This window comes from Streptomyces sp. NPDC096176 (genome assembly GCF_044763255.1).
GTDB lineage: Bacteria > Actinomycetota > Actinomycetes > Streptomycetales > Streptomycetaceae > Streptomyces.
Map to the genome: position 1 here is coordinate 170,189 of NZ_JBIWFV010000007.1, position 24,540 is coordinate 194,728.

Here is a 24,540-nt window from a genome sequence, read left to right on the forward strand (position 1 = left end):
TTACGGGAGCGGGGCTACGGGCCGGGGTGCTACGGCGCCCGCAGGTCGACCAAAGCGGCCAAAGTCTCCTTGTGCCGCCCCGGTGCGCCGAAGGCGATCTCGTCCGCCTTGGCGCGCTTGAGGTACAGATGGGCCGGGTGCTCCCACGTCATACCGATGCCGCCGTGCAACTGCACGCACTCCTCCGCCGCGTGGACCGCGACCCGTGAACAGTACGCCTGGGCGACCGCCACCGACACCGCGGCGTCCGCGCTGTCCGTCGCCAGCGCGTCCGCGGCGGCCCGGGCAGCCGCCCGCGCCGAGACGACCTCCAGCCACAGCTGAGCCATGCGGTGCTTGAGCGCCTGGAAGGAGCCGACGGGCCGGTTGAACTGGTGCCGTTCCGCGGTGTGCCGGACCGTCTCCTCCAGGCACCACTCGGCGAGGCCGAGCTGCTCGGAGGCGAGCAGACCGGCGCCGGCGAGGAGTCCTCGGCGCACAGCGGCCTCGCCGCCCGCCGCGTCCGCGAGCCGCGTCCCGCCGTCCGTGGCCGCCACCGCAGCGAGCGGGCGGGTGAGGTCGAGCGGGGTCAGCGGCTCGACGACAGCCTCCGCCGCTTCCACCGCGTACAGACCGTCGGCCCTGAGCACGAGCAGCACATCGGCCGTCGCGGCGTCCGCGACGCCGGTGACGCGCGCCCGGCCGTCGGGCAGCGGACCGTCCGGCGCCGTGGACAGCGGCACGGCGAGCACGGCGGTACGTCGCCCTTCCGCCAGCGCGCCGAGGAGTGCGGCGACGGCCTCCGTCTCGGTGTCCAGCGCCAGCAGCGTCTGGGTGGCCGCGACGGAGCTGGTGAGATACGGCGCTGCGACGACGCCGCGCCCCAGCTCCTCCAGCACGACCGCTGCCTCCCGATGGCTCGCGCCCTGGCCGCCGAGCTTCTCCGGCACGAGGAGGCCCGCGGCGCCCATCTCGGTGGCGAGGGACGTCCACAGCCGCGGGTCGCCGGGCGAACCGGCTTCGGCGCGGGCGGCGAGTGCGGTGGTGTCGCCGCGGGCGGCGACGAGCGACCGTACCGCGGCGCGCAGGTCGTTCTCGGTCTCTGAATACAGCAGGTCCGTCATCGCGCGAGGTCCTTCCAGGCGATGTCCTTGTCGTTGCGCGGCTCGGAGGGCAGCCCGAGAACGCGTTCCGCGACGATGTTCAGCAGCACCTCGCTGGTGCCGCCCTCGATCGAGTTGCCCTTGGAACGCAGATAGCGATAGCCGGCGTCGCGTCCCGTGAAGTCGACGAGCTCGGGCCGGCGCATGGTCCAGTCGTCGTACAACAGCCCTTCCTCGGCGCGCAGTTCGACCTCGAGACCGCTGATCTCCTGATTGAGGCGGGCGAAGGCGAGCTTCATGCCGCTGCCCTCGGGGCCGGGCTGGCCCGCGACGAGCTGCTGGCGCAACCGCTCTCCGGCGAGCCTGGACACCTCCGCCTCGACCCACAGGGTCAGCAGCCGCTGGTGCAGGTCGTGGGTGCGCAGTTCGGGCCGCTCCCGCCAGGTCCGCGCCACGGGGCCGATCATGCCGCCCTCACGCGGCAGGCGCATGCCGCCGATCGAGACGCGCTCGTTCATCAGCGTGGTCTGCGCGACCTTCCAGCCCTCGCCCACCTCGCCGAGCCGGTGGGCGTCGGGGATGCGCACCCCGGTGAGGAAGACCTCGTTGAACTCCGCCTCGCCGGTGATCTGGCGCAGTGGCCGCACCTCGACCCCGGGGTCGGTCATGTCGCAGATGAAGTAGGTGATGCCCCGGTGCTTGGGAAGGTCCGGATCGGTACGGGCAATGAGGATCGCCCACCGCGCGACGTGCGCACTGGAGGTCCACACCTTCTGGCCGGTGACAATCCAGTCGTCCCCGTCCCGCACGGCGCGGGTGCCGAGTGCCGCCAGGTCGGAGCCGGCGCCGGGCTCACTGAACAGCTGGCACCACACTTCCTCGCCGACCCACAAGGGCCGCAGAAAGCGCTCCTTGACCTCCTGGGAGCCGTACTTGAGGATCGTCGGCGCCGCCATGCCGAGGCCGATGCCGAGGCGTCGGGGATCGTTGTCGGGAGCCCCCGCGGCGGCGAGCTCGGCATCGACGACGGCCTGGAGGGCGCGGGGGGCGTCGAGTCCGCCGAGGCCCTTCGGGAAGTGGACCCAGGCGAGTCCGGCGTCGAAGCGCGCCTTGAGGAAGTCGGCGCGGTCGGTCTCGGCCGGCGGGTGGGCGGCGAGCAGATCCCGTGTGAGAGCGACGAGTTCGGCTGCTTGTGTCATCGGCCCACTCCGTCCGGGATGACGACCAGGCGGCCCGTGGTGGTGCCGTCGGCGACGCGTTGCACGGCATCCGCGGCGTCCTTGAAGGCGACGCGCTCGCTGATCAGGGGCTTGATCAGGCCCTTGGCCGCGTACTCGGTGAGCGTCTTGTGGCAGCGGGCGATGGAGCGCGGGTCCTTGGTGGCGTACAGGCCCCAGTGCAGGCCCATGATCGAGTAGTTCTTGACCAGCGCGTGGTTGAGGGCGGGGGCGGGGATGTCGCCGCTGGCGAAGCCGACGACGACGATCCGGCCTTCGAACGCCACGCACTTGGCGGACTTGGCGTACGCGTCGCCGCCGACCGGGTCGTAGATCACATCCGCGCCGCGTCCGCCGGTCGCCTCCTTCACGGCGGCGACGATGTCGTCCGCGTGACGGTCGACGACAACATCGCAGCCGAGCTCACGGGCGACGGCCGCCTTGTCCGCGCCGCCGACGACGCCGATCACCCGGGCTCCGGCCGCCTTGCCGAGCTGTACGGCAGCGCTGCCGACGCCGCCCGCGGCCGCGTGCACGAGCAGGGTCTCGCCCTCCTCGAGAGCGGCCCGCCGGTGCAGGCCGAACCAGCCGGTCTGGTAGCCGATGTGCAGCGCGGCGCTCTCCGCGTCGTCGAGCGCCTCGGGCGCGGGGAGCAGGGCGGCCGCGTCGGCGACCACGTACTCGGCGAGCCCGCCGCCCGGGAGGACGGGGTTGGCGATCACGCGGCGGCCGTCCTCGGTTTCGCCGCAGATCTCCACTCCGGGGGTGAAGGGCAGCGGGGGCCGCACCTGGTACTGGCCCCGGCAGAGCAGGGCGTCGGGGAAGTTGATGTTGGCCGCGCGGACCTTCAGGAGGACCTGCCCCTCCCCGGGCGTGGGCCGGTCCGCCTCTTCGAGCCGCATCACCTCGCTCGGCTCGCCGTTGCGGTGCACTCGCCATGCCTGCATTTCGGGGCCTCCCACACGTAGGGCAGTACTGTGCTGCGCCACATACTAAGCGGTCGCTTGCCCGTCCGGGAAGAGCGGGCACGCCATGACCCGCCTCAGGCCCGCTTCGGCTTGGCCCGCACATGCATGCGCTCGCCCTGGGGGCCGAAGAGACTCAGGAACTCGACCGGCCGGTCGTCGGCGCAGCCGAACCAGTGCGGCACCCGGGTGTCGAATTCCGCGGCCTCCCCCGCACTCAGCACCACGTCGTGCTCGCCGAGCACCAGACGCAGCCGGCCGGACAGGACGTAGAGCCACTCGTACCCCTCGTGCGTGCGCGGCTCCGGCTGCTCGGCGGAGGGCTTATGGGTCACCTTGTACGCCTGCAGCCCACCGGGCCGGCTGGTCAGCGGATACATCGTGCGCCCGCCACGGACGATCGGCTTCGAGCGCACCCGGGGGTCGCCGACCGATGGCGCGCCGACCAGTTCGTCCAGCGGCACCTGGTGGGCACGGGCGATGGGCAGCAGCAGCTCGAGGCTGGGCCGGCGTCCGCCGGACTCGAGCCGGGACAGCGTGCTCACGGAGATCCCCGTCGCCTCCGAGAGCGCGCCGAGGGTGGCCCCCCGCTCGCGCCGGATCCTGCGCAGCCGGGGGCCGACCTCGTTCAGTACGGCGTCGAGCCGTGCGTCGTCTTCCATGGACCCCATTGCAGAAACAGCAAGGGGTTTTGTCAAACACGCAGGGTCTCGGTCCTCAGCTGACGATCACCTCCGCGATCCGCGGCACTCCGCTGCGCCACACCAGACGCGCCGCGTCGATCTCGCGGGGCCCGAACCTGAGCTGCGTGTACGGTCCGCGCAGCTCACCCGCCCTGCGCCAGGTGCCGTCGGGCCCCCGCAGCTCCACCGTGGCGCGCACGGCAGTGTCCGACGGCTGCAGGACCGTCACCGATCGTGTGGTTCGCTGCTTGCCCAGCTCGACCGTCAGGGCCTCGCCCTCCCGTGGCGTCCGCGCCGCACGGTAGACCGTGCCGAGGTCGCCGTCGGCGGCCGCGCTCAGTGAGGAACCGGCCACCGCGGGCGGGTCGCCGGTGACGGACGCACTGTCCGTCACGACGCCGAACTCCCTGACGACAAGCCAGTTGGTCTGCTTGGCGGTCGCTCGTGCGCGCACGAAACGGGCCTTGGTGCCCGCCGGAGCGGTGGCCGTGACGTCGGGCTGCCCGGTGAAGGCGGCGAGCTGCTGCCAGCTCGCACCGTCCGAGGAGTATTCGAGCACCCCCTGGCGCAGATAGTCGTTGGGGCTCGTGGGTTTGCCCATGGCGAGCTTGACCGAACGCAACTCGCGTTCCTGGCGCAGGTCGACGCCGACGGTGTCGCCCACGGCAGGCGCGCGGCTGCTCCAGTAGAACGTGGCGTCGTCGCCGTCGATCATGCGCGAGACGACGTTGTCGCGGTACGGACCGATGCTGCTCGCCGCCCTGACGGCGCCCGGCACCCCCAGGATGCGGTCGTGCTCGGCCATCGCGTCGTCGACGAAGACGTCGAGCACCCCCTCGCCGACGGTCACGGGCACCGGACGGCCGTCGAGCCCGACGTAGACGAACGAACGGGCCGTGGCGAGGAGTCCGGGGAGCCGCTGGCGCAGTTCCCAGGCCTCGCGGCCGTCGCTGTCACGCGCCTCCCCCACCAGCCGCAGGGCGGTACGGGCCGCGAACGCCCACGCCTCGGTCGCGTCGAGCCAGGGACCGGCGTCGTCGACGAAGCTCTGCTCGGGCAGACGGTCACGGAGCACCGACGGCGCGGCGCGCAGATCACCGAGCACCCGGTCGAGCCGGCGCTCGTCGCCGTCACGCCAGAACCGCTCGAACGCGGCCGCGAGTTCGGGGGCCTGCTGGAGATTCAGCCGGGAGCTGTAGTTGACGTCGGAGAAGATCCGCAGGGCGCGTTCCGCGCGTGTGTCGCCTCCCGCGTACCAGCGCACCGCGGCCTCCCAGGAGGCTCTGGGATCGTAGGCGGCGTCGTTCCAGGCGTAGTCGGCGACGGTGAACAGGGCGATCTTGGAGGCGTGGGGCTGGATCATGGGATTGGCGGTGATGCCCGCGAGTTCGGCGGGCAGGCCCTTCTCACGGCCGTTGAAAGGTCCGAGGAGCAGCCGGTTGGTGACGTAGTCGTTGACCGGGTAGTTGTCCCAGGTCAGGATCGGGTGGTTGAACACGGCACGGGCGGCCTTCGCCTGGGCGACGGTCATCGTCGGCGCGATGACCCCGACGCCGGTCCACTCCACGAGGACGTCCGGGTCGAGCTGCTCGGCCAGCGCCTTCTTGTAGGGGGTGGCGGTGACGTTGTAGTACTCCGTCGGGACCATCTGCAGCGGCTGCGCACCGGGGTGTTCGGCGATGAACTCCCTGTTCACCCGGTTCAGCAGGTGGGCCTGCGCGGCACCCGCCGCGGCACCGCCCGTGCCCCACTTGGCCTGGTCGTCCGGACAGTTCCACGAGGTGTAGCTGATGTCGTCGAGCGGCACGGCGAAGGTACGGACGCCGATCTCCCAGATCGACCGGAACTTGTCGATGAGCGCCGCGGTGTCCGCGTCGGAGCTGTAGCAGATCGACAGGCCCGGCGACAGGGCGTACGTGAAGTCGACATGGCGCTCGGCGGCCCGGTCGACCAGCTCCTGGATCTGTGCCAGCTCCCGCGCCGGGTGGGGCTCGCGCCACTTGTCCCGCAGATACGGGTCGTCCTTGGGCGAGTAGACGTAGATGTTCATCTTGTGCTCGCCGTAGAAGTCGAGCTGATCGAGGCGCGCCTCATGCGACCACGGCGTGCCGTAGAAGCCCTCGATGACACCGCGCAGTCCGGTGGCCGGCCAGTCCCGGACAGCCAGTCCGCCGACCTTCGCGCCGGGCCGGTCGCGGTGCGGGAGGAGCTGCCGCAGCGTCTGGGCGGCGTAGTAGGTGCCGGCGGTGTCCTTTCCCGCCAGGACGACACGTTCCTCGCCGATACCCAGCACATAACCGTCGGCGGGCAGCCCGTCGGGCTCCTCGAGGTTCAGCGCGCCGAGTGCCGCCGCGGAGCCGACATGAACGGTGAGCCGGTCGCGCACGGGCCGGTCGCCGTGCACGATCCGCTGGGCGCCCGCGTCGCGGAGCGCCTGCTCGGTGACCTGGACGGCCTGCGGGTCGGCGCTCTCTCCGGGGATCAGTGTGACGGTCGAGGTGATGGTCACCCGGTCATCGAGGGATCGGACCGACTGCGGGGTCGGGGTGATGGCCGGGGTTTCGGCGCCGGCAGCCTTGGGCTGGTCGGCCGCACGGGCGACGGCCGGCGTCAGCAAGAGGGTGAGGGCCGCGGCGAGCACGGCGAGACGGGTCGGGCGAAGCGTCACTTTTCCTCCATGGGCCGCTGGGGTCGCACAAGGAAGTTCGCGCATCACAACATTCGCAATTGACCAGGCGTATGAGGTTGTGTCAATCGTTGGGGACGGGCCGTCTTCACCGGTGCGGGCCGTGCGACGGCCCACACGTGCGGATCCGGCCAGATGTGCGGCCGGGGGCCCGGCCTTGGCCGGTCACCGCCCGTGACGTGACCGCTCACGTCACGGACGGCTCCGGCGGCCGGGCTGCGCGGCCGACACCGCTGCCCGCCGCGAGCGCGCCGGCGTCATCGCGGGAAGAGCTCGAACGCCACTGCGGGACGGCCTCCGAAGCGCGGTGCCGCCATCTCGGCCATGCCGGTGAGGAACGTGCGGCAGTACGCCTCCGGGTCCTGCTCCGTCAGGCCCTCGATGTACAGCCGGTGCTCCAGCAGCGACGCCACCGACCGCTCGAGGCCGGGGCCCGCGTCGACGGCGTGCGTAGGGCTCGTCGAGCCGGCGACCGCCACCCAGCGCACCCCGTCCCACGGCTCGAGGCCCTGTTCGGAGATGAGCTCGGGGAAGATCCAGCGGTTCCCCGCATCACCGGCCGCGTCGAGGGTCGCCCGCCCGACGGCACGGTGGTCGGGGGTGTTCCAGGCCGTGCCGCCCCAGGTGTCGCGGTGGTTGAGAGTGATGACCAGTTCGGGCCGGTGGCGGCGGATCGCCGCGGCGATGTCCCGCCGCAGCGCCGTGCCGTACTCGATCACACCGTCCCTGTGGTCCAGGAAGTCCACCGTGGAGACACCCACGACGGCGGCACTCGCCCGCTGCTCACGCTCGCGGAGCGGTGCGCACTCCGCGGGCGCGATGCCGTCGATCCCGGCCTCGCCCCGGGTGGCCAGCAGATACGCGACGTCGCGGCCTTCGTCGGTCCACCCCGCGACGGCGGCCGCACAGCCGTACTCCAGGTCATCGGGGTGTGCGACGACGGCGAGCGCGCGCTGCCAGTCGGACGGCATCGGCTCGAGTTGTTCGCTCTTCTGATCGGTCATGTTCCGCAGGATACGGATCCATTGATCACCACTCAGAGCTCTTGGCGGGCCAGCGCCAGCAGCCGGTCCACCACCCGCGGCCCGCTCGCCCGCACACCGTCGTGCTCGTACTCGTCGGTGACCCAGGTGCGCAGCCCGCGGACGCCGCGGGCGGTGCGCAGCGAGTCGTCGGTGTCGACGTACATGTCGTCGTGGTAGACGGCCGCGGCGACCGGCACCTCGTTGGCGGCGAGGAGGGCCGGGTCGTACAGCGGCGCCCAGTCGGTGCGGCCGGCGAGCAGTTCCGCCGTCTCGCGCAGCGGCCGCAGGGCGGGGTCCACCTCGAAGTGCCAGGGGTGGATGGTCTCTCCGGTGAACATCAACGGCTGGTCGTCCGCGAGGGCCTTGGCGGCATCGAACTCCGGGAACTCCGCGCGCACCCGCTCGGCGGCCCAGGCCGTCGGCCTCCCGCCCTGGGCATAGATGGCCTCGTGCAGCACGGCGTACAGCGGGTTCGCGGCGAACGAGAGAATCGGGCGTACGGCTTCCTGGAAGGCGTCGGAGAGTTCATGGCCGGCGGCGGTGCGCACGAAGGCGTTCTCCAGAAGGTAATGCAGCTGGTGGCTGCCCTCGCCACCGCCGAGCACGATGCCCAGGGACTGGAACGCCTCGACGGTGAGGGTGTAGCCGCCGGGCAGCTGCGCCGGCTGCTCGGCGAGACGTTCGGCGATGCGCCGGGCACGCTCCACGTCCTGCGGATAGCGGGCGTAGTGGGCCTCGACCTTGCGCCGGATACGGGGATAGGCGGCCCGGTACACGTCGTCGGCGTGGGCGTCGAGGGAGGGCAGTCCGCCGGTGATCAGGACCGTGTGCAGGCTTTCGGGGGCGGTGGAGAGGTAGTGGGTGGCGCAGAAGCCGCCGAAGCTCTGGCCGAGCACGGTCCACGGCGCTCCGCCGGTGAGCCGCTGCCGGATCGCCTCGCAGTCGCGGACGATGCTGTCGGCGCGGAAGAGGGCCAGGTGGTCCGCCTGTGACTGCGGCCCTCCCCGCTGCGGAAGCGTCTGGCGGTTCTGCGGTGCGGAGCGTCCGGTGCCGCGCTGGTCCAGCAACAGTACGCGGAAGTCCTGGGTCGCCCGCCCCAGCCAGGCCTGCTTGCCCACGAAGCGGCGGGCGGCGTTGCCGGGCCCGCCCTCCAGGTACACGAGCCACGGGAGGTCCGCGTCCGCGTGCGCGGCGGAGGTGACTTCCCGGCCGTAGAGCTCGATCTGCTCACCGGCGGGGTCGCCGTGGTCGAGCGGGGCGGTGAAGTGATGGTCGGTGAGAACGACGCCCGGCTGCCGGTAGCTGGCCACTGCTGCTCCTGTTCCTGTGCGCCCCCGCCCGTCCAGTGGATCACAGCGGAGGGGCGGGGACGCGGACAGGTGCCGGATCAGTCGGTCGGGAAGTTGTCCGGTGTCCTGATCCGGTCACGGACCCAGACACCGGCGGGCTTCAGCGACGCGGTCCCGGCCCACGGGCCGTTGTTGTTGCAGGTGCCGCTGTGGAAGACGGCGCCGGACCTGTTGTCGTCGGAGAAGTTCCAGTTGACCCAGCTGATCTTCTTGCTCGCCATCAGATCCAGGTAGCGCTGGGCCATGGAGAAGTCGTTGGCCCCCTCGCCGGCGTAGTCCTGGGTGCCGAACTCGGTGACGAACATCGGGATTCTGTCAGCGGCGCGGGAGAGCGTGCTCAGGTACTCGTCCCGGTGCGAAGCCGCGTAGAAGTGGAACGTGTACATGATGTTGGAGGCGTTGACGGGATTGTTCACCACCTCGGACTCGTTCGCGCCCTCGGAGACACCGAGGGAGGACCAGGCCCGCGTGCCGACGAGTACCGGGGCGTCGGGGTCGATGCGGCGGATGACCGGGATGAGCTCCTCCGCGTAGCTCTTGATGCTCGACCAGCTCACGCCGCTGGGCTCGTTGGCGATCTCGTACAGCAGGTTCTTCTTGTTTCCGTGGCGCTGGGCGATCTCGGTGAAGAAGGTCTTCGCCCGGGAGAGGTTGTGGTGCGGGTCGCCGGGGCTGAGCATGTGCCAGTCGACGATCGCGTACATACCGCGGGCCGTGGCCTGTTCGATGATCGAGTGGACCTTGTCGGTGAAGCCGCGCGGGTCGGTCTCGTACCCGCCCTCCTGCACGTACATCGAGATCCGCAGCACGTCGGCCCGCCAGTCGGTGGCCAGGGCGTCGAGGGAGCCGTTGGTGATGCACTGGCTGTACCACTGGAGGCCGTGGGTGCTCATGCCGCGCAGTTGGACGGGGTTGCCGTACTGGTTGCAGAGCTTGGTGCCGCAGACCTCGAGCTGTCCGTTGACCGCCGCCGGTGTGCCGTCGGTCGTGGGCACCGCGTCGACGACGAGGTGGTCCACGTTGGGGCCGCCGCTCACGGTGGTCGCGGTGGCCCTGATGGTGTTGGCTCCCGCCTTGAGGTCGGCGGTGACGGTGACCGTCGACCAGGAGGTCCAGGAACCGGTGCCGGGGAAGGAGCGGTCGTCGGCGGCGAGCGTGCCGTTGACGGTGATGTCCATCGGCCGGTCGGCGGCGGTGCCGTTGGCGAAGCGCAGAACCAGCGTGGCGCGGCCGGCCTGCGCGGCGTTGACCGTCCACTGGACGTAACTGGCGGTGGAGTTGTCGTAGTTGACGAACCCGCTGCCGGTGAATCCGGTGTGGTTGGACTCGATCAGACCCCGCGAGACGGTCGCGTGCTCCGCCTCGTGGGTGACGCCTGCGGCGGTCGTCGGCGGTGTGGGGGCGGGGGCCGCGGGGGCGGGGGTTGCGGTGGCGGGGGTTGCGGTGGTGAGCGCGAGGAGCAGGGCGGCGCCGAGGACGCCGACGCTGCCGAGGGGGCGTAGCCAGAACCGTGCCGGTCTCATGGGGGGCTCCGTTGGCTGGGCGGAAGGGCCGGGCTCGGCCAGGGGGACGGCCGACTGATTGGAAGGAAACTTTCCTAACCAAGAGGAATAGCAGCGCGTTCGGGCGGCGGCAAGGGTCATGACAAACACAGGAGCCCCGTGCGGACGAGTGGCCAGGTGGCCGGTGGCCGCGCACGGACATCGAGAGTCTTGCCGACCGCACCGCCGACTGCCGCGCGGCGCTCGGGCCGCATCGCCCCGAAGGCGGAAGCTCCGATGAACTTCGGCGATGCGCAGGGGCATACAGGACACAGGCGTGCCTCCCCGCGACGGGGGCGAGGCCCACGACCGGCACGACGGGGGCGAGGCCCGCGCGAGGCGCCCGTCCGTGCGCGCACACGGACAGTCCGGCCCGTGTGCGCGGCCGCACCCCCGCTTCTAGCGTGGATGCATGATCCGGTTCGAGCAGGTCAGCAAGGTCTACGCGGACGGCACCACGGCCGTGGACGACCTGTCGTTCGAGGTCTCGGAAGGCGAGCTGGTCACCCTCGTCGGCCCCTCCGGCTGCGGAAAGACCACCACCATGATGATGGTCAACCGCCTCATCGAACCCACCTCGGGCCGCATCCTCGTCGACGGCTCCGACATCGCCGCTGTGGACCCGGTCGAACTGCGCCGGCGCATCGGCTACGTCATCCAGCAGGTCGGCCTCTTCCCGCACCGCACGGTTCTCGACAACACGGCGACGGTTCCCTCACTGGTCGGCTGGAAGCGCGCGAAGGCCCGCGCCCGGGCGGCCGAACTGCTGGACCTGGTGGGCCTCGACCCGAAGACGTACGGCTCGCGCTACCCGGCGCAGCTGTCCGGCGGGCAGCGCCAACGGGTCGGGGTCGCACGCGCGCTGGCCGCCGACCCGCCGGTGCTGCTGATGGACGAACCGTTCGGCGCCGTGGACCCGGTGGTACGCGAACGGCTCCAGAACGAGTTCCTGAACCTGCAGTCGGCGGTTTGCAAGACGGTCCTCCTGGTCACCCACGACATCGAGGAGGCGGTGCGGATGGGCGACAGGATCGCGGTCTACGGACAGGGGCGAATCGAGCAGTTCGACACTCCCGGCGCCGTCCTGGGCACGCCCGCCACCCCGTACGTGGCGCGGTTCGTCGGCGCCGACCGCGGCCTCAAGCGCCTGTCGGTGACGCGCATCGAACGGGACGACCTCGAGGAGCCGCCGGTCGCCCGCGTCGACGAGCCGACGGCATCGGCCGCAGCGCGGCTGCGTAGGGAGGGTGCGCGGTGGGCCGTGGTGCTGGGCACCGGCGGCGAGCTGCACGGCTGGGTCTCCGCGGACACCCTGTCGAACGCCGGGGGAACGGGCACCGTCGGTGATCTCGCCCGGCGCATGGAGGCGTGGGTTCCGGTCGGTGCCCCGTTGAAGCAGGCGTTCAGCGAGATGCTGCAACACGACGCGGGCTGGGTGGCCGTCATCGACCACGACCGCTTCCTCGGCGTACTGACCCCGGCAAAACTCCACGAGGCACTGCGCCGCTCGGTGGATGCCGACGCACAGGGCGTGGCACGCGACGCAGTCGATTTCGACTCGGTCTCGGACGCCTGAGACGGGCGGCCGGGCCGAGCCCGACCTACCGCGACGCCCGCCGCCCGCCCTTGACCGCCTCGCCGGGAAGTCCTAACTTCCGGATGGAAAGCGCTTGCCGTCCGGTGGGGCTCAGGCCCGCCGTCCCCGTCCGAAGGAGCTTCCATGGCGAGCACGGCCGACATGTCCGCCGTCGGGTACGACGGCCTGCCCGGCGGGATCGGCGTCTCTCGGCTGGAGGTGTACGACTGGGAGGCCGCCGACGGCCTGCGCGGCGGCACGCCCCATGTCCATCTGAGCTGTTCGGAGGGGTACGCCGTGACCGGCGGCCGGGGGGCGGTGCAGACCCTGACGGCATCCGGGCTCGAGCAGACCGAGCTGACGCCCGGCGCGCTGGTCTGGTTCACGCCGGGGACGATCCACCGGCTGGTCAACGAGGGCGGGCTGACCATCATCGTGCTGATGCAGAACTGCGGCCTGCCGGAAGCGGGCGACGCGGTGCTGACCCTGCCGCCGCCTCTGCTCGCCGACCCCGACGCCTATCGCGCGGCCGTCACCCTGCCGGAGGCGGGCCCCGAGGAGGTATTGGAAGCCGCGGCCCGCCGACGTCGTGATCTCGCCCTCGAAGGGTTCGCGGCGCTGCGCAAGGCGGGCGAGGCCGGCGATCCGGAGCCTTTGGCGGCCTTCCACCGAGCCGCCGCGGCGCTGGTGCGGCCGCTGGTCGGCCGGTGGCGCGGACGCTGGCGGGACGGAGCAGCCGCCGCGTCCGCGGCGACCGGCGCGCAGCTCGACCGCCTCGAACGCGGCGACGCCGACCATCTCGCGCAGGCACGGCTGCGGTCCCAACGGCCCGCCGCCCGGGGGCGGTTCGGCATGTGCGGCCGGCTCGACGTGTACGACATCGGCTGAGCGGGCGGCTCCCCGGCCCCGCCCGGCCACCTCACTCCCCTGAGGGCGGCAGGAGCTTCTTGGATTCGAGGTAGGTGCGCGCCACGTCTTCCGGCAGCCGCCGCCAGCTGTCGACCTGCTCGTTGAGCCGTGCCAGGTCGGCGGTGGTGAGGACCTTGTTGAGCGCGGCCAGCGCATGGGTGGCGCCGCGTCCGCCCGCCCTGGCCCGGTTGACGACCGGCACGATGTAGTCGGCGTTCTGCAGATGCTTGTCGTCGGCGAGCAGCACCAGGCCGAAGTCGTCGAGCGTGGCGTCGGTGGTCGTGGTGAGGACCATCTGGTCCTGCCCGCTCTGGACCGCCTGTTTGGCCTGCGTGGTGCCGACGCCCTTGGGGTCGACGGCGGTGATGTCGATTCCGTAGGTCTTCTTCAGACCAGGAGCGCAGTAGGGACGCTGGACGCATTCGTCGCCGGCGGCGAGGCGCACCGGCTGCCCGGACCTGCCCAGGTCGCTCAGCGTCTTCAGCCGGTACTTGCGCGCGAAGGCGGTGGTGACCGCGAAGGCGTTCTGGTCGACGGCTTTCCCGGGGGCGAGGACCGTCAGACCCCGTGGGGCGGCGAGTCTGCGCAGCGCGGCCATCGTCGCGCGAAGGTCGGGCGAGCCGACGGTCGGCGCGTCGGGACCATTGGCCTTCGCGTTGAGCCAGTCGGCGAAGGTCGCGGCGTACTCGGGCACCACGTCGATCTGTCCGCTTTCCAGCGCGGGTTCGTAGAGCTCGCGGTTGGTGACGGACAGGATGGTGGTCTCGTAACCGGCGTCGTCGAGCAGGAGCGCGTACATCCGGGCCAGCAGGTCGCTCTCCGTGAAGCCGGCGGAGCCGATGGTCAGGTGGCGGCTGTCGCCCGGCGGTGCGGTGACTTTGCCCTGGTTCTCGAGCGATGGGCCGGTGGAGCAGGCGGTGGCGGCGAGGAGCACGACGGCGACGACGACGGGGCGCGCACTCATGGGGCATCCCCGGCGGCCCACGCGGGGGCGAGCCGCTGCACGGCCTCGAAGACGCCTTCGACGACCAGCGCGAAGGCGGCGACAAGAACGGCGCCGGCCACGACCTGGGCAGTGGATGCGAGGTTGAAACCCGCCGTGATGATCCGGCCGAGGCCGCCGCCTCCGGCGAGCGCAGCGATGGTCGCGGTGGCCACGAGCTGCACGGCGGCGATGCGTACGCCGGTCAGGATCAACGGGAGCGCCAAGGGCAGTTCGACGCGGAGCAGCAGCTGCGATCCGGTCATGCCCATGCCTCTGGCCGCCTGCACGACATCACGGTCCACCCCGCGCATTCCGACGTAGGCGTTGGTGAGCAGCGGCGGGACGGCGAAGAGAACGAGGGCGATCACCGTGGGCCAGGATCCGTGCGTCCCGAGCGGGCTGAGCAGCAACAGCACGAGGACGGCGAAGGTCGGCACGGCCCGTCCCACGTTCGAGATGTTCACGGCGAGTGCCCCGCCCTTGCCGAGATGGCCGAGGATCAGCGCGACCGGCAGGGCGACCAGGCAGCTGAGCGCGAGACAGACACCTGTCAGATACAGGTGCTCGAGGAGCCGCTGCCCGATGCCCCCGTCGCCGGTCCAGTGGGCGGACGTGGTGAGCCAGTCCCAGGCGGAGGCAAGCGTGTTCATGCTGCCTGCCTCCGCGTCCAGGGGGTGAGCAGCCATTGCGTCATCAGGAGCAGCAGGTCGGCCGCGATCGCGATGACCACGCAGAGGACGGAGGCGGTGAGCACCTCTGCCTTGAAGAAGGTATTCATGCCCGAGTAGATGAGGTTGCCGAGACCGCCGTGGCCGACGATCGCGCCGATCGTCACGAGGGAGATCGCGGAGACGGTGGCGATCCGCAGTCCCGCCATGGCCGCGGGCAGCGCGAGCGGGAGTTCCACGGCGAGCAGCAAACGGACCGGGCCGTAGCCCATGCCGCGCGCGGCCTGCCGGGTCTCCTCGGGCACGGCGCGCAGCCCGGCGAGGATGTTCCGCACGAGCAAAGTGAGCGAGTAGAGAGTGAGACCGGCGACGACGAGGGTCGCGGACAGTCCGTACACCGGCAGGAGCAGGGAGAACATCGCGAGCGAGGGGATGGTGTAGAGGATCGTCGTCACGCCGACCACGGGTCCGGTGGCCCACTTCCAGCGACGGGCGGCCACGGCGAGGGGGACGGCTAGCACCAGAGCGACGAGGACGGCGGTGAAGGTGAGCCCGAGGTGCTGGAGCACTGCGTCGAGCAGGATCTCGCTACGGGTGGAGATGTAGTCGCCGCAGATCCATTCGTTGCGCGCGAGGCAGTCGTCGGGGGGCGCGGTCACCCGTCCATTGCAGCTGCGGCGGCGTGCGGCCGCGCGTAGAGCTCATCTGTTCGGGGGCGGACGGCAGGGACCGACCGCCCATGTACCCGTTGCGGAATGAGGAGCGGCCCCGCCGCCCGGGGGGGATGGGTGACGAGGCCGCGACGGCTCGGTACCGGCCAGGGGGGTGGGCCGGTCGAGCTCTCTCGAGCATCGCATGCCCCGTCCGGCACGGGGTATGCACGAAATTCCGGACGTTCTTTCGGCGCGGTTCAGCGTGCCCCGTGCCCCGTCGAGTGGGGGGTAGGCGGCCGGGCGACCACGGGGAACGGGTGGACCTGGTGCCCTCCGCTCGCCATCATGCGCACTTCTCCCCGTTCGCTGATCTCTGCGCGCACGATCCCCGTGTCGTCCTCGTAGATCGGGTAGCCGCCCGCACCGACTCTCTCGGTGCGCCGCACCACGACCACGTCGTCCTCCACGGCAGGTTCCTGGAATACGAGTTCGTAGATTTCCGGACTGTCCATGAGATCCTCCCGGCCGCTCCGCGGGGCCGGGAAATCGCAGGCCGACCACGCCGCGACCTCCTCCCATCCTCCTCCTATGGCGGACACCGCGCCTGTCCTGGCAGGGCCCGATACTCGTTTGGGTCCAGTGGTCGGCGCATGGAAGGGTGAGGCCCGTGACGGAGACGGACATGGGCGGCGAGCGGCTGCTGTACGGATGCATGGGCCTCGGGGGCAGCTGGGACACCACACCCCATTCCGCGGCGGACGTCGCCGCCGCCGAAGCGGCGGTCGAGGCCGCCCTCGACAGCGGAATCACGACGTTCGACCATGCGGACATCTACCGCCACGGAAAGGCCGAGGCGGTATTCGGCGAAATCCTCGCCCGCGCGCCGGAGCTGCGCGAGCGCATAGTCCTGCAGACCAAGTGCGGCATCCGGCTCGCCGACGGCGACCGCCCCGGCATGTACGACCTGCGGGGACAGACCGTGATCCGGCGTGTCGAGGAGAGCCTCGGCCGTCTGCGCACCGACTTCGTCGACATCCTGCTCCTGCACCGGCCGGACCCGCTGGCCGACCCGGACGAGCTCGCCGGGGCCCTGATGTCGCTGCACGACCAGGGCCTGGTGCGCAGCTTCGGTGTGTCGAACATGAGCGCCGCGCAAATCTCGCTCCTGCAGTCGCGGCTCGATCTCCCGCTGGTCGCCAACCAGCTCGAGATGAGCCTCCATCGACGCGACTGGCTGGAAGCCGGTGTGCTGGTGAACACCCCCGAGGCGGCGTCGATCGGCTTCCCCCTCGGCACCGTCGAGCACGCCCGGGCGAACAACATCCGGCTGCAGGCCTGGGGTGCCCTCGCTCAGGGCCGTTTCAGCGGCAATCAGGCAACGCCGACCGAGCAGGCGACCGCCCGCCTGGTGGCGGCGCTGGCTGAAGCGAAGGGCACCACCCCGGAGACGATCCTGCTGTGGTGGCTCCAGCGGCACCCTGCCGCGATCGCACCGGTCGTCGGCAGCGCCCGTCCGGAACGCATCCGTGCGTGCCGGGACGCCGCGCAGGGGGAGCCCCGTCTCAGTCACGAGGAGTGGTACGAGCTCTGGGTCACGGCGCGGGGCGCGGCTCTTCCCTAGGAAGCGGGGGCTGCCCCTGCCCCAGGAGGCTGGGCGCGGCCCTGCCCTGGGGAGCGGGCGCGCCCCCCGCGCTGGGGAGGCGCACCGTCGTCCGACGCATGAGCCACGGAAGGGCCGCGCCGTCGGTCGCGTATCCGGGGGCGTGGTGTGACGCTGGAGTAATGACCTGGGCGTCTTGGACAACTCGCAATGTGTACACAGGGCGTGGCGGTGCGCTGTCCGAGGAGGCCGGCGTGATGACCGGGAACCTCACCGTGCACACCACATGGGCCGATGGCATGGCAAACGTCGCTCTGCAGTTCACCGGCGCGACCGACTGGTTCACGATGACGGGCAGCCCCACACGGTGCCCTTCGGAGGAAGCGAGCCGGGCACTGCACGAAGCGGTGGTGCAGGCGGTCCGGAAGGGCGCCGGTGCAATCGTCCCCCCTGCGACGGCCCACGAGGGACAGGGGCAGTGACGGCGATCAAGGGATGAGTGTGGGAGCTACGCCGCCGTCCACGCGCAGTGCGGCACCGGTGGTCGCCGAAGCGTGTTCGGAAGCGGCGTACAGGACCAGGGCCGCGACCTCGGCGGGCCGGATCAGCCGACCGAGCAGCGAGGTCGGTCGTTCCTGCCTGATGAACGCCGCCTCCGCCTCGTCGAAGCCGGCGCCGGGCTCCACGCGGTCGGCGATGAACTCCTCCACCCCCGGCGTCAGTGTGGGACCGGGCAGGATCGAGTTGACCGTCACGCCCGAACCGGCCAGTTCCTGGGCCATACCGCGCGAGACCGCGAGCTGGGCGGTCTTCGTCACGCCGTAGTGCACCATCTCCGTGGGGGTCATCACGGCGGACTCGCTGCTGATGAACAGGACGCGGCACCAGCCGCGTTCGGCCATGCGCGGCGCGTAGTGCCGCGCGAGCCGCACGCCGCTGAGGACGTTGACCTCGAAGAACCGCTGCCACTCGCTGTCGGGGATCTCGAAGACGGGGGTCGCGGAGAAGATGCCGGTGTTGTTGATCAGGACGTCGCAGTCGGGCACGGCGTCGAGGAGCTGCTGCGCACCCTCGGCGGTGGACACATCAGCGGCGACCGGCCGCACCTCCCCGGCACCGGCTTCCTCGGCGATCTCGTCGGCTGCCGCTTGCGTCCTGGTCTCGTCGCGACCGTTGACGACGACCGTTGCACCGGCACGCGCTGCCGCTACGGCGATGGCCCTCCCGATGCCGGCGGTGGAGCCCGTGACGACGACGGTGCGGCCGGTCAGTTCGATGCGAATGACGCCTGTCTCGGCCGCCCTGAGGGCACCCTCGGGATGCGGGGCGGCGCTGTCTTGGTCGGGAAAACCCTTCTCCGCAAGCTATGTGCGTACGCTTAATATTTCAAACGCGCCATACCGGTGGATGCAACGAGCTGGGCGGAGTCGGCCACATCACCCCTGCCGGCTCCGCCCGTGCATCAGGCTGCGCCCTTGCCGTCGGACAGACGGCTGACGTCGGGCAGGGGGCTGACGTCGGACAGGGGGCTGACGTCGGACAGGGGGCTGACGTCGGACAGACGGCTGACGTCGGACGCGGCGCGGGCATCTGCGCCCACCACATCCGTACGCCCGCCCTGAGGGGACTCGGACAGATGTCGGGCGTCCCGCGATGCCGCACCTCGGGCGGCTTCTGCGCGGATCAGGGCGTTGAGAACAGCGAAGGGATCGTTGGGCATGGCTGTTGCACCTCTCGGGCAGTGGTCGGCTGCTGTCTGCGGACTGCTCCGGCGCCGGTGGACACCGGACGGAGCGGCGCTGTCAGCACCTCAGAACCACACACCTCACGGCCGACAGCCGAGGCGGCTTCCCAGGGGCAGCCGGGCCGTGGGCCGGCCGCGACCAGGGGCAGGAGGGCAGGGAGCGCGGTCCGGGGCAGGCACCGGGACCGGTGTGCCGACGGGTACGCGGCCCGCCGGTCCGGGCCGATGCCTGCTGCCCCACGTCGGGCGACTCCGCACACCTCTCCCCCGCGGAATCGGCCGGGGCCTGTGCGGGAACACGAGGCGCGTACTGCTGCGCAGCGGCCGGATCGGCGGCGATCAGCGAGACCAGGACCGTCACCACGACCAGCACAGCTGTGACGGCTGCTCGTGCGACCGGGACCGTCGAACGGTCGCCGGGACGCACGGCTCGGCCGTACACGGGCGGTCTCATGGGGCACAACCTCCTGGATGTGCCTCCCTTGCCCGCCACGGGCCTGTCGACGTTGCGCCACGACGAGAAGTCCCTCCAACGAGGTACAGGCATTGGGCCGAACGCGTGCAAAAGATCGAATCCGCCGGGAAATGGAACGCGTGACGGAGCCCGAGCGTTGGCAGGATGACGCGCCGCGGCGCGCGTCACGACGACCGAACGACCTGAGCAGAAGCCGAGGTGGCACCAGTGGCAATGTGGGACCGGATCAAGGACCAGGCCAAGAGCCTGCAGCAGCCCCAGGGCGCCCGGAGCACGGGCGGCCACGCCCCCGGGGCGCGGTCCGCGGGCGGCTCGCGCGCCCAGCTGGTGAATACATTGAAGTCACAGCTCACCTCTCTGAAGACGGAGTTGAAGAGCGGCGCCTTCAGGGACGCGTCGATGGCCATGTGTGCGCTCGTGGCCGCCGCGGACGGGCACGTGGACGCGAGCGAGCGGCAGCACGTGGAGTCGCTGATCCTCACCAACGACGTCCTGCAGAACTTCCCGGCGGAGCAGTTGCGCGAGCGGTTCAACAAGCACGCCGACCAGCTGTCGGCCAATTTCCAGCTCGGCAAGGCGGCGGTGATGCAGGAGGTCGGAAAAGCCGCGAAGAAGCCGACGGAAGCCCGGGCCGTGATCCAGATCGGCATCGTCATCGCCGGCGCCGACGGCTACGTCGAACCGGCGGAGCAGGACGTCATCCGGGAGGCCTGCGCCGTACTGGGCGTCTCCCCCGCGGAGTTCGGCATCTGACCATGCGTCTGGCCGCCGCCGGGAGGGAACCGGCGGCGACCGCGAGGGACGTGCCCCGCAGCGCTCAGTCGGTCGCTTCGTCCGGGGTCGGCATCTCGGGGTTGGCCTGCTCGTCGGGGGGCGCGTCTTGGGGGCCGGCTCCGGCTTCGTCGACGTCGGGGACGTCATCCGCGTTCTCGTCCGCCGTTCGGCCGGACTCTCCCGGCGCCCGGTCCTCCGGGTCCCACGGGTCCTCCGTCCCGGCCTGCTGGTCGGGCATGTCGCGCGGCAGCGGTTCGTCGCTGTCCTCGAAGCCCTCCGGACGGTATTCGTCACTCATCGCGTCTCCTCGTGGTGCGGCTCCGGAACGCTTCGCGGGTACCCAGGCTCGCGGCGCCGACACGGAACGGCGGGTACGCGAGCACGACGGCGCGGCGGGCACGACGGGCAGGACCCCCCGTCGTTGTGAGAGAAAGGAATCATGCGAGCCATCACGGTCAACCACTACGGCGGCTCTGAGGTCCTGGAGTTCACGGACGCCGCCGATCCGAAGATCGCCCCCGATGCCGTACTTGTTCGCGTCAAGGCCGCGGGGGTGAATCCTGTCGACTGGAAGATCGTCGCGGGGTATCTCGACCCGGTCATGTACGTCCACTTCCCGCTGATTCCGGGCTGGGACGTGTCGGGCGTCGTCGAGGCGGTCGGTCTCGACGCGACCGAGTTCTCGGTGGGGGACGAGGTCTACGGCTACGTCCGGAAGGACGAGGTGCAGCACGGCACCTACGCCGAGCTGGTCGCCGCTCCTGTCCGCACCCTGGCGCACAAGCCGTCCGCTCTGGACTGGCGGCAGGCGGCAGGGGTGCCGCTCGCGGGACTCACCGCCCTGCAGTCACTCGCCCGCATCGGCGTCACACGGGGAGACACCGTCCTGGTGCACGCCGCGGCCGGCGGCGTGGGGTCGTTCGCCGTGCAGATCGCCAAGGCTCAGGGTGCGCGTGTCATCGGCACGGCGAGCGAGCGCAACCACGACTTCCTCCGGTCCCTGGGCGCGGAGCCCGTCACCTACGGAGACGGGCTGGGCGAGCGCGTCCGCGAGCTGGCCCCCGACGGCATCACCGCGGCCGTCGACTACATCGGCGGCGATGCCGTCGAGATCTCCCAGCAGCTGCTCACCGATCCTTCCCGTGTCGCGTCCATCGTCGAAGCCTCCGTGACCCGGCGCGGCGGCCACCATGTGTGGGTCCGACCCAGCAGCGACGGTCTCGCCGAGCTGGGGCGGCTGGCCGACTCGGGTGCGCTGACTGTGAACATCGACCGGGTGCTGCCCCTGGCGGAGGCGGCAGAGGCGTTCCGTGTCAGCCAGAACGGCCGCACCCGGGGCAAGTTGGTTCTGGAGGTCTGAGCGGGGCCGGAAGGGCCCCCGCTTCTATCCTTGGTTCATTGGCAAGAGTGGTGATGTCGGTCGGTACGGCCGTCACCCGGGCGGCTGCCGGCAAGAGCCCGAGGAGATCTGCCATGACCGAAGCGATCGATGCAACCGAGGCCGACCGGGCCCTCAAGGCCAAGCACCGGACGATGTGGGCGCTCGGCGACTACCCTGCCGTGGCCGACGACCTCATCGCGGACCTGGGGACAGCGCTGGTCCGGGCATGCGGGGTGAAGAGCGGCGAACGGGTGCTGGACGTCGCGGCCGGTACGGGCAATGCCGCGATACCGGCCGCTCGGGCGGGCGCCGACGTGGTGGCATCCGACCTCACGCCCGAGCTGCTGGAGGCCGGCCGGAGACTGGCCGAGAAGCAGGGCACCGATCTCCAGTGGCGCGAGGCGGATGCGGAGGCGCTGCCGTTCGGCGACGGCGAGTTCGACACCGTCATGTCCTGCGTCGGGGTCATGTTCGCCCCGCACCACCAGGCCGCCGCCGACGAACTGGTGCGCGTCTGCCGACCGGGCGGGATGATCGGCCTGCTCAGCTGGACGCCCGAGGGTTTCATCGGCCGCATGTTCGCCGTGATGAAGCCGTACGCGCCCCCGCCACCGACGGGCGCGCAGCCACCACCGCTGTGGGGGAACGAGGAGCATGTCCGCACACTCCTCGGCGACCGGGTGAGCGATGTCCACATGCGTCGGCAGACGGTGAAGGTGGACCACTTCGAGACACCGGAGGACTTCCGGGACTACTTCAAGGCCGCCTACGGTCCGACGATCGCCGTCTACCGGAACATCGCGGACTCCCCGGACCGGACGGCGGAGCTGGACGTGGCTCTCGCCGACCTCGCCCGGCAGCAGGGCGACGAGGCAGGCAGTCTCGCCATGGAATGGGAGTACCTCCTGGTGACCGCCCGGCGGAGTGGCTGACCTCTCGAGAGGCGGTACAAGGCGCCGGTACACAACACCTTGCCGACATGTCCCGGCGCTGAACGCGGGCGACCCCGCCGCGACGGGGGATGCGCGGCGGGGCCTGACTGGCGTATGCCCCAACTGCGCAGGTCCATACATCGCCGGGTCCCATATGTGTGCCATGCGCCGAGAGCCGAACCGCCGTACCCGGCGCATCAGACTGCGACCAGCCGTCGGGCGCCGCCGCGGCGCTGTCAGCTGCCGGAGGTCTTGCGGATACAGGCCGCGACGACGTCCCGGAGACTGCCCTTCTGCTTCATCACGTCGCGCTGGAAGGCGGCTCCGTTACCGGCTGCCAGCAGCGAGGCGACGCCCTCCTCCGCCCGGGCCACGTCGCCGGACGCGTCGAGGGAGTCCCGGACGTGGTCGAGCAGCGCGCGGACGACTTCACCGGCGGGTCGTGGGCACATCGTGAGCGGGTGGATCAGCTGCTCGTCCAGGCCTGATCGCCCGGCCCGCCATGCCGCCAGCCGCAGCAGGCCCACACCGTGCGGAACGGGTGGGATACCGGCCCGCCACTCGCCGGCCGCGGTCTCGACCAGGCCCCGGACGAGCGTGGCCACGAGTACCGGCGTCGACGGGTCGAGCCCGACGTCCGCCACGCGGACCTCCACGGTCGGATACGTGTGCGAGAGCCGGGCGTCGAAGTAGATCATGCCTTCGTCCCGCAGGGCGCCGGTGCCCACCATCGCGCGCACCTGCTCGTGGTACCGGTCGGCGGAACCGAAGAGTTCGACCGGCCCGGCAGAGGGCCAGCGGCCCCAGACTCGGCTGCGGTAGCTGCAGTAGCCGCTGTCCCGGCCCTGCCAGAAAGGGGAGTTCGCGCTGAGGGCCACCAGGACCGAGAGCCAGGGGCGGATCCGGTCGAGGACCGCGACGCCTTCCTCGTCCGACTCGACCGACACATGGACATGGCAGCCGCAGGTGAGCTGTTCCTGCGTGGTCAGCCCGAACTGCTCTGCCATCCAGCCATACCGCTCGCCCGCCGCCAGGGACGGACTCACCGGGAGAGGGGACGTCGCGAGGGCCGCGACCGCGGCACCCAGGCGTTCGGCGTGGCGGGCGGCCTCTGCGCGCCAGCGGACGATCTCCTCCGCGAGATCTTCCATCGAGCTCTGCGGTCGCGTGGCGAACTCGAGCTGTTCGCGCTGCAGCTCCGACTCGAACACCTCCCGGCAGCCCCCGCCCTCCCGACCGGCGGCGGCGAGTACCGCCGACGACAGAGCACGCGGCTCACCCGACTCCGCATCCACGAGGAGAAGCTCCTCCTCGACGCCCACCGTGCGCATCACACCACTCTCCCTGCGACTGTCGAGCCGCGAACTGCCTACGCTGGATCTCTTGTGCCCCGCCAGAAGGTGCCAATGCCTGCATGATGTGGCGGCGTCCCTCCTATCGTGACGCCATGACGAAGATCGAAGCAGCCCGGTGCTGGGAGGTAGGAGTTGTCTCCGGATGTCCCGCCCGCATCGTGGGCGATGCGAGGGTGTCCGTACAACTCCGACAACGCTCCGTTGAGCCGGCGCCTTCCTCGGCCTGTGCGGCCCCGTGAGCTACAGGTCGTGGACTGCGGCTCGGGCGGCGGAGACGAAGGCCAGCACGGACTGCCAGAAGGGGGCATAGCACTGGTCGAAGTCCGCAGGGGCGCATGCGTCGCCGGCGATCGATGCCGTGAGCGCCCGGTACGGCGGCCTGGTGGAGAGTCGAAGGTTCTCCGCGGCCTCGGCGACATCGTCCGGGCCTTCCAGGTTGATGACCCAGATGAAGTGGCGGAGCTTGCCGTATTCCTCCCTGAGGCTGACCTGCACCTCCTTCAGCGCGGGTATCTGTTCGCTGCGTGTACCGCCCACTGCGAAGACGTCGGAGACCTTCCAGTACAACTCGGCCATCTTGTGGGCCTGTTCGATGAGGCTCACATAGGCGGCACGTCGCGCTTCGCTCACCCGCACCGTGCGCTGCGTCCGTTCGACCGCCTCGGCCTGGATTCGCGCGGCCCGGGCGGTTCCGCGACTGGTGACCCAACTGGCGAGCACAGCCGTACCGGCGGTGAGCGACGAGATCCAGAGAGCAGAGTCGGTCATGCTGCGGAGTCTGCCCAGGGATGCCCGCCGCGGGTCGAGTGATCGCCGGGATTCCGGCCCGGCAATCCCGATTTCGGCCACGTCGCAATCGTCCTCCCCCATATCGGGCGGACATGCCTCAACGGGAGGTCAGAGCGCTGCCGCCGGGGCACCGCGCAGGGCTCCGGTCGGC

General features: G+C 71.0%; 24 protein-coding genes. 7 read left to right on the forward strand and 17 right to left on the reverse strand.

Annotated elements, in window-relative coordinates:
- Nucleotides 1–29: 29 nt before the first annotated feature.
- The 8 genes from ACIQ7Q_RS21005 to ACIQ7Q_RS21040 form a co-directional block, all read right to left on the reverse strand.
- Entirely contained in the window at nucleotides 30–1,103 is a 1,074-nt protein-coding gene (locus ACIQ7Q_RS21005; RefSeq protein ID WP_403864012.1) for an acyl-CoA dehydrogenase family protein, read from the reverse strand.
- The gene (locus ACIQ7Q_RS21010) at nucleotides 1,100–2,281 is read right to left on the reverse strand and encodes an acyl-CoA dehydrogenase family protein (RefSeq protein WP_403864015.1); all 1,182 of its coding nucleotides are present in this window, start codon (nucleotides 2,279–2,281) and stop codon (nucleotides 1,100–1,102) included. Before ACIQ7Q_RS21010 ends, ACIQ7Q_RS21005 begins: the two co-directional genes overlap by 4 nt.
- A complete protein-coding gene (locus ACIQ7Q_RS21015; protein ID WP_403864018.1) occupies nucleotides 2,278–3,246 on the reverse strand; it encodes an NADPH:quinone oxidoreductase family protein in 969 nt (322 codons plus the stop codon). Before ACIQ7Q_RS21015 ends, ACIQ7Q_RS21010 begins: the two co-directional genes overlap by 4 nt.
- Nucleotides 3,247–3,341: 95 nt before the next feature.
- Nucleotides 3,342–3,926, reverse strand: coding sequence for a helix-turn-helix domain-containing protein (locus tag ACIQ7Q_RS21020; protein ID WP_403864021.1), 585 nt, complete (start codon nucleotides 3,924–3,926; stop codon nucleotides 3,342–3,344).
- Nucleotides 3,927–3,981: 55 nt separating this feature from the next.
- Nucleotides 3,982–6,615, reverse strand: a complete 2,634-nt coding sequence (locus ACIQ7Q_RS21025; RefSeq protein ID WP_403864024.1) for a beta-N-acetylglucosaminidase domain-containing protein — start codon at nucleotides 6,613–6,615, stop codon at nucleotides 3,982–3,984.
- Between the two features lie 275 nt (nucleotides 6,616–6,890).
- Nucleotides 6,891–7,637 carry a PIG-L deacetylase family protein gene (locus ACIQ7Q_RS21030; RefSeq protein WP_403864027.1) on the reverse strand — a complete coding sequence of 249 codons (747 nt, stop codon included), beginning with the start codon at nucleotides 7,635–7,637 and terminating at the stop codon, nucleotides 6,891–6,893.
- Between the two features lie 32 nt (nucleotides 7,638–7,669).
- Nucleotides 7,670–8,968 (reverse strand): alpha/beta fold hydrolase, encoded by a 1,299-nt coding sequence (locus ACIQ7Q_RS21035; RefSeq protein ID WP_403864030.1) that lies wholly within the window; start codon nucleotides 8,966–8,968, stop codon nucleotides 7,670–7,672.
- A gap of 77 nt (nucleotides 8,969–9,045) precedes the next feature.
- Complete coding sequence (locus ACIQ7Q_RS21040; RefSeq protein WP_403864033.1) at nucleotides 9,046–10,530, reverse strand: cellulase family glycosylhydrolase; 1,485 nt, start codon at nucleotides 10,528–10,530, stop codon at nucleotides 9,046–9,048.
- 430 nt (nucleotides 10,531–10,960) lie between these two features.
- Between ACIQ7Q_RS21040 and ACIQ7Q_RS21045 the strand changes: the two genes are divergently transcribed.
- Together ACIQ7Q_RS21045 and ACIQ7Q_RS21050 are read left to right on the forward strand one after the other, a co-directional pair.
- On the forward strand, nucleotides 10,961–12,124 hold the full coding sequence (locus ACIQ7Q_RS21045; RefSeq protein ID WP_403864036.1) for a betaine/proline/choline family ABC transporter ATP-binding protein: 1,164 nt from the start codon (nucleotides 10,961–10,963) through the stop codon (nucleotides 12,122–12,124).
- A 144-nt stretch (nucleotides 12,125–12,268) separates the two neighbouring features.
- Nucleotides 12,269–13,012: a cupin domain-containing protein gene (locus ACIQ7Q_RS21050; RefSeq protein ID WP_403864039.1), complete on the forward strand. Its 744-nt coding sequence runs from the start codon at nucleotides 12,269–12,271 to the stop codon at nucleotides 13,010–13,012.
- Between the two features lie 31 nt (nucleotides 13,013–13,043).
- Here ACIQ7Q_RS21050 and ACIQ7Q_RS21055 read toward each other — a convergent pair whose 3' ends face one another.
- The 4 genes from ACIQ7Q_RS21055 to ACIQ7Q_RS21070 form a co-directional block, all read right to left on the reverse strand.
- Nucleotides 13,044–13,997, reverse strand: coding sequence for an ABC transporter substrate-binding protein (locus ACIQ7Q_RS21055; protein WP_403864042.1), 954 nt, complete (start codon nucleotides 13,995–13,997; stop codon nucleotides 13,044–13,046).
- The gene (locus tag ACIQ7Q_RS21060; protein ID WP_403864045.1) at nucleotides 13,994–14,668 is read right to left on the reverse strand and encodes an ABC transporter permease; all 675 of its coding nucleotides are present in this window, start codon (nucleotides 14,666–14,668) and stop codon (nucleotides 13,994–13,996) included. The genes ACIQ7Q_RS21055 and ACIQ7Q_RS21060 overlap by 4 nt, the downstream gene beginning before the upstream one ends.
- Nucleotides 14,665–15,345, reverse strand: coding sequence for an ABC transporter permease (locus tag ACIQ7Q_RS21065; protein ID WP_403864048.1), 681 nt, complete (start codon nucleotides 15,343–15,345; stop codon nucleotides 14,665–14,667). Before ACIQ7Q_RS21065 ends, ACIQ7Q_RS21060 begins: the two co-directional genes overlap by 4 nt.
- A 251-nt stretch (nucleotides 15,346–15,596) precedes the next feature.
- Nucleotides 15,597–15,851 carry a DUF6296 family protein gene (locus ACIQ7Q_RS21070; protein WP_403864051.1) on the reverse strand — a complete coding sequence of 85 codons (255 nt, stop codon included), beginning with the start codon at nucleotides 15,849–15,851 and terminating at the stop codon, nucleotides 15,597–15,599.
- Between the two features lie 155 nt (nucleotides 15,852–16,006).
- On the opposite strand from ACIQ7Q_RS21070, the gene ACIQ7Q_RS21075 reads away from it, so the two are divergent.
- Nucleotides 16,007–16,960, forward strand: a complete 954-nt coding sequence (locus ACIQ7Q_RS21075) for an aldo/keto reductase family oxidoreductase (RefSeq protein WP_403864054.1) — start codon at nucleotides 16,007–16,009, stop codon at nucleotides 16,958–16,960.
- A gap of 161 nt (nucleotides 16,961–17,121) precedes the next feature.
- Complete coding sequence (locus ACIQ7Q_RS21080; protein WP_403864057.1) at nucleotides 17,122–17,421, forward strand: hypothetical protein; 300 nt, start codon at nucleotides 17,122–17,124, stop codon at nucleotides 17,419–17,421.
- A gap of 6 nt (nucleotides 17,422–17,427) precedes the next feature.
- On the opposite strand, the gene ACIQ7Q_RS21085 is transcribed toward ACIQ7Q_RS21080, so the two are convergent.
- Both ACIQ7Q_RS21085 and ACIQ7Q_RS21090 read right to left on the reverse strand, forming a co-directional pair.
- Complete coding sequence (locus tag ACIQ7Q_RS21085) at nucleotides 17,428–18,222, reverse strand: SDR family NAD(P)-dependent oxidoreductase (protein ID WP_403864790.1); 795 nt, start codon at nucleotides 18,220–18,222, stop codon at nucleotides 17,428–17,430.
- Between the two features lie 179 nt (nucleotides 18,223–18,401).
- Entirely contained in the window at nucleotides 18,402–18,659 is a 258-nt protein-coding gene (locus ACIQ7Q_RS21090) for a hypothetical protein (protein WP_403864060.1), read from the reverse strand.
- A gap of 706 nt (nucleotides 18,660–19,365) precedes the next feature.
- Here ACIQ7Q_RS21090 and ACIQ7Q_RS21095 point away from each other — a divergent pair.
- Entirely contained in the window at nucleotides 19,366–19,911 is a 546-nt protein-coding gene (locus tag ACIQ7Q_RS21095) for a tellurite resistance TerB family protein (protein WP_403864793.1), read from the forward strand.
- A 64-nt stretch (nucleotides 19,912–19,975) separates the two neighbouring features.
- On the opposite strand, the gene ACIQ7Q_RS21100 is transcribed toward ACIQ7Q_RS21095, so the two are convergent.
- Nucleotides 19,976–20,230 carry a hypothetical protein gene (locus ACIQ7Q_RS21100; protein WP_403864063.1) on the reverse strand — a complete coding sequence of 85 codons (255 nt, stop codon included), beginning with the start codon at nucleotides 20,228–20,230 and terminating at the stop codon, nucleotides 19,976–19,978.
- Nucleotides 20,231–20,371: 141 nt separating this feature from the next.
- On the opposite strand from ACIQ7Q_RS21100, the gene ACIQ7Q_RS21105 reads away from it, so the two are divergent.
- On the forward strand, nucleotides 20,372–21,292 hold the full coding sequence (locus tag ACIQ7Q_RS21105; protein WP_403864066.1) for an NADP-dependent oxidoreductase: 921 nt from the start codon (nucleotides 20,372–20,374) through the stop codon (nucleotides 21,290–21,292).
- Between the two features lie 113 nt (nucleotides 21,293–21,405).
- Nucleotides 21,406–22,245 (forward strand): class I SAM-dependent methyltransferase, encoded by an 840-nt coding sequence (locus ACIQ7Q_RS21110; protein ID WP_403864069.1) that lies wholly within the window; start codon nucleotides 21,406–21,408, stop codon nucleotides 22,243–22,245.
- A 236-nt stretch (nucleotides 22,246–22,481) separates the two neighbouring features.
- Here the strand turns inward: ACIQ7Q_RS21110 and ACIQ7Q_RS21115 are convergent, their stop codons facing one another.
- Entirely contained in the window at nucleotides 22,482–23,576 is a 1,095-nt protein-coding gene (locus ACIQ7Q_RS21115; protein ID WP_403864796.1) for a glutamate--cysteine ligase, read from the reverse strand.
- A 264-nt stretch (nucleotides 23,577–23,840) separates the two neighbouring features.
- On the reverse strand, nucleotides 23,841–24,368 hold the full coding sequence (locus ACIQ7Q_RS21120; RefSeq protein ID WP_403864072.1) for a hypothetical protein: 528 nt from the start codon (nucleotides 24,366–24,368) through the stop codon (nucleotides 23,841–23,843).
- Between the last annotated feature and the right edge of the window lie 172 nt (nucleotides 24,369–24,540).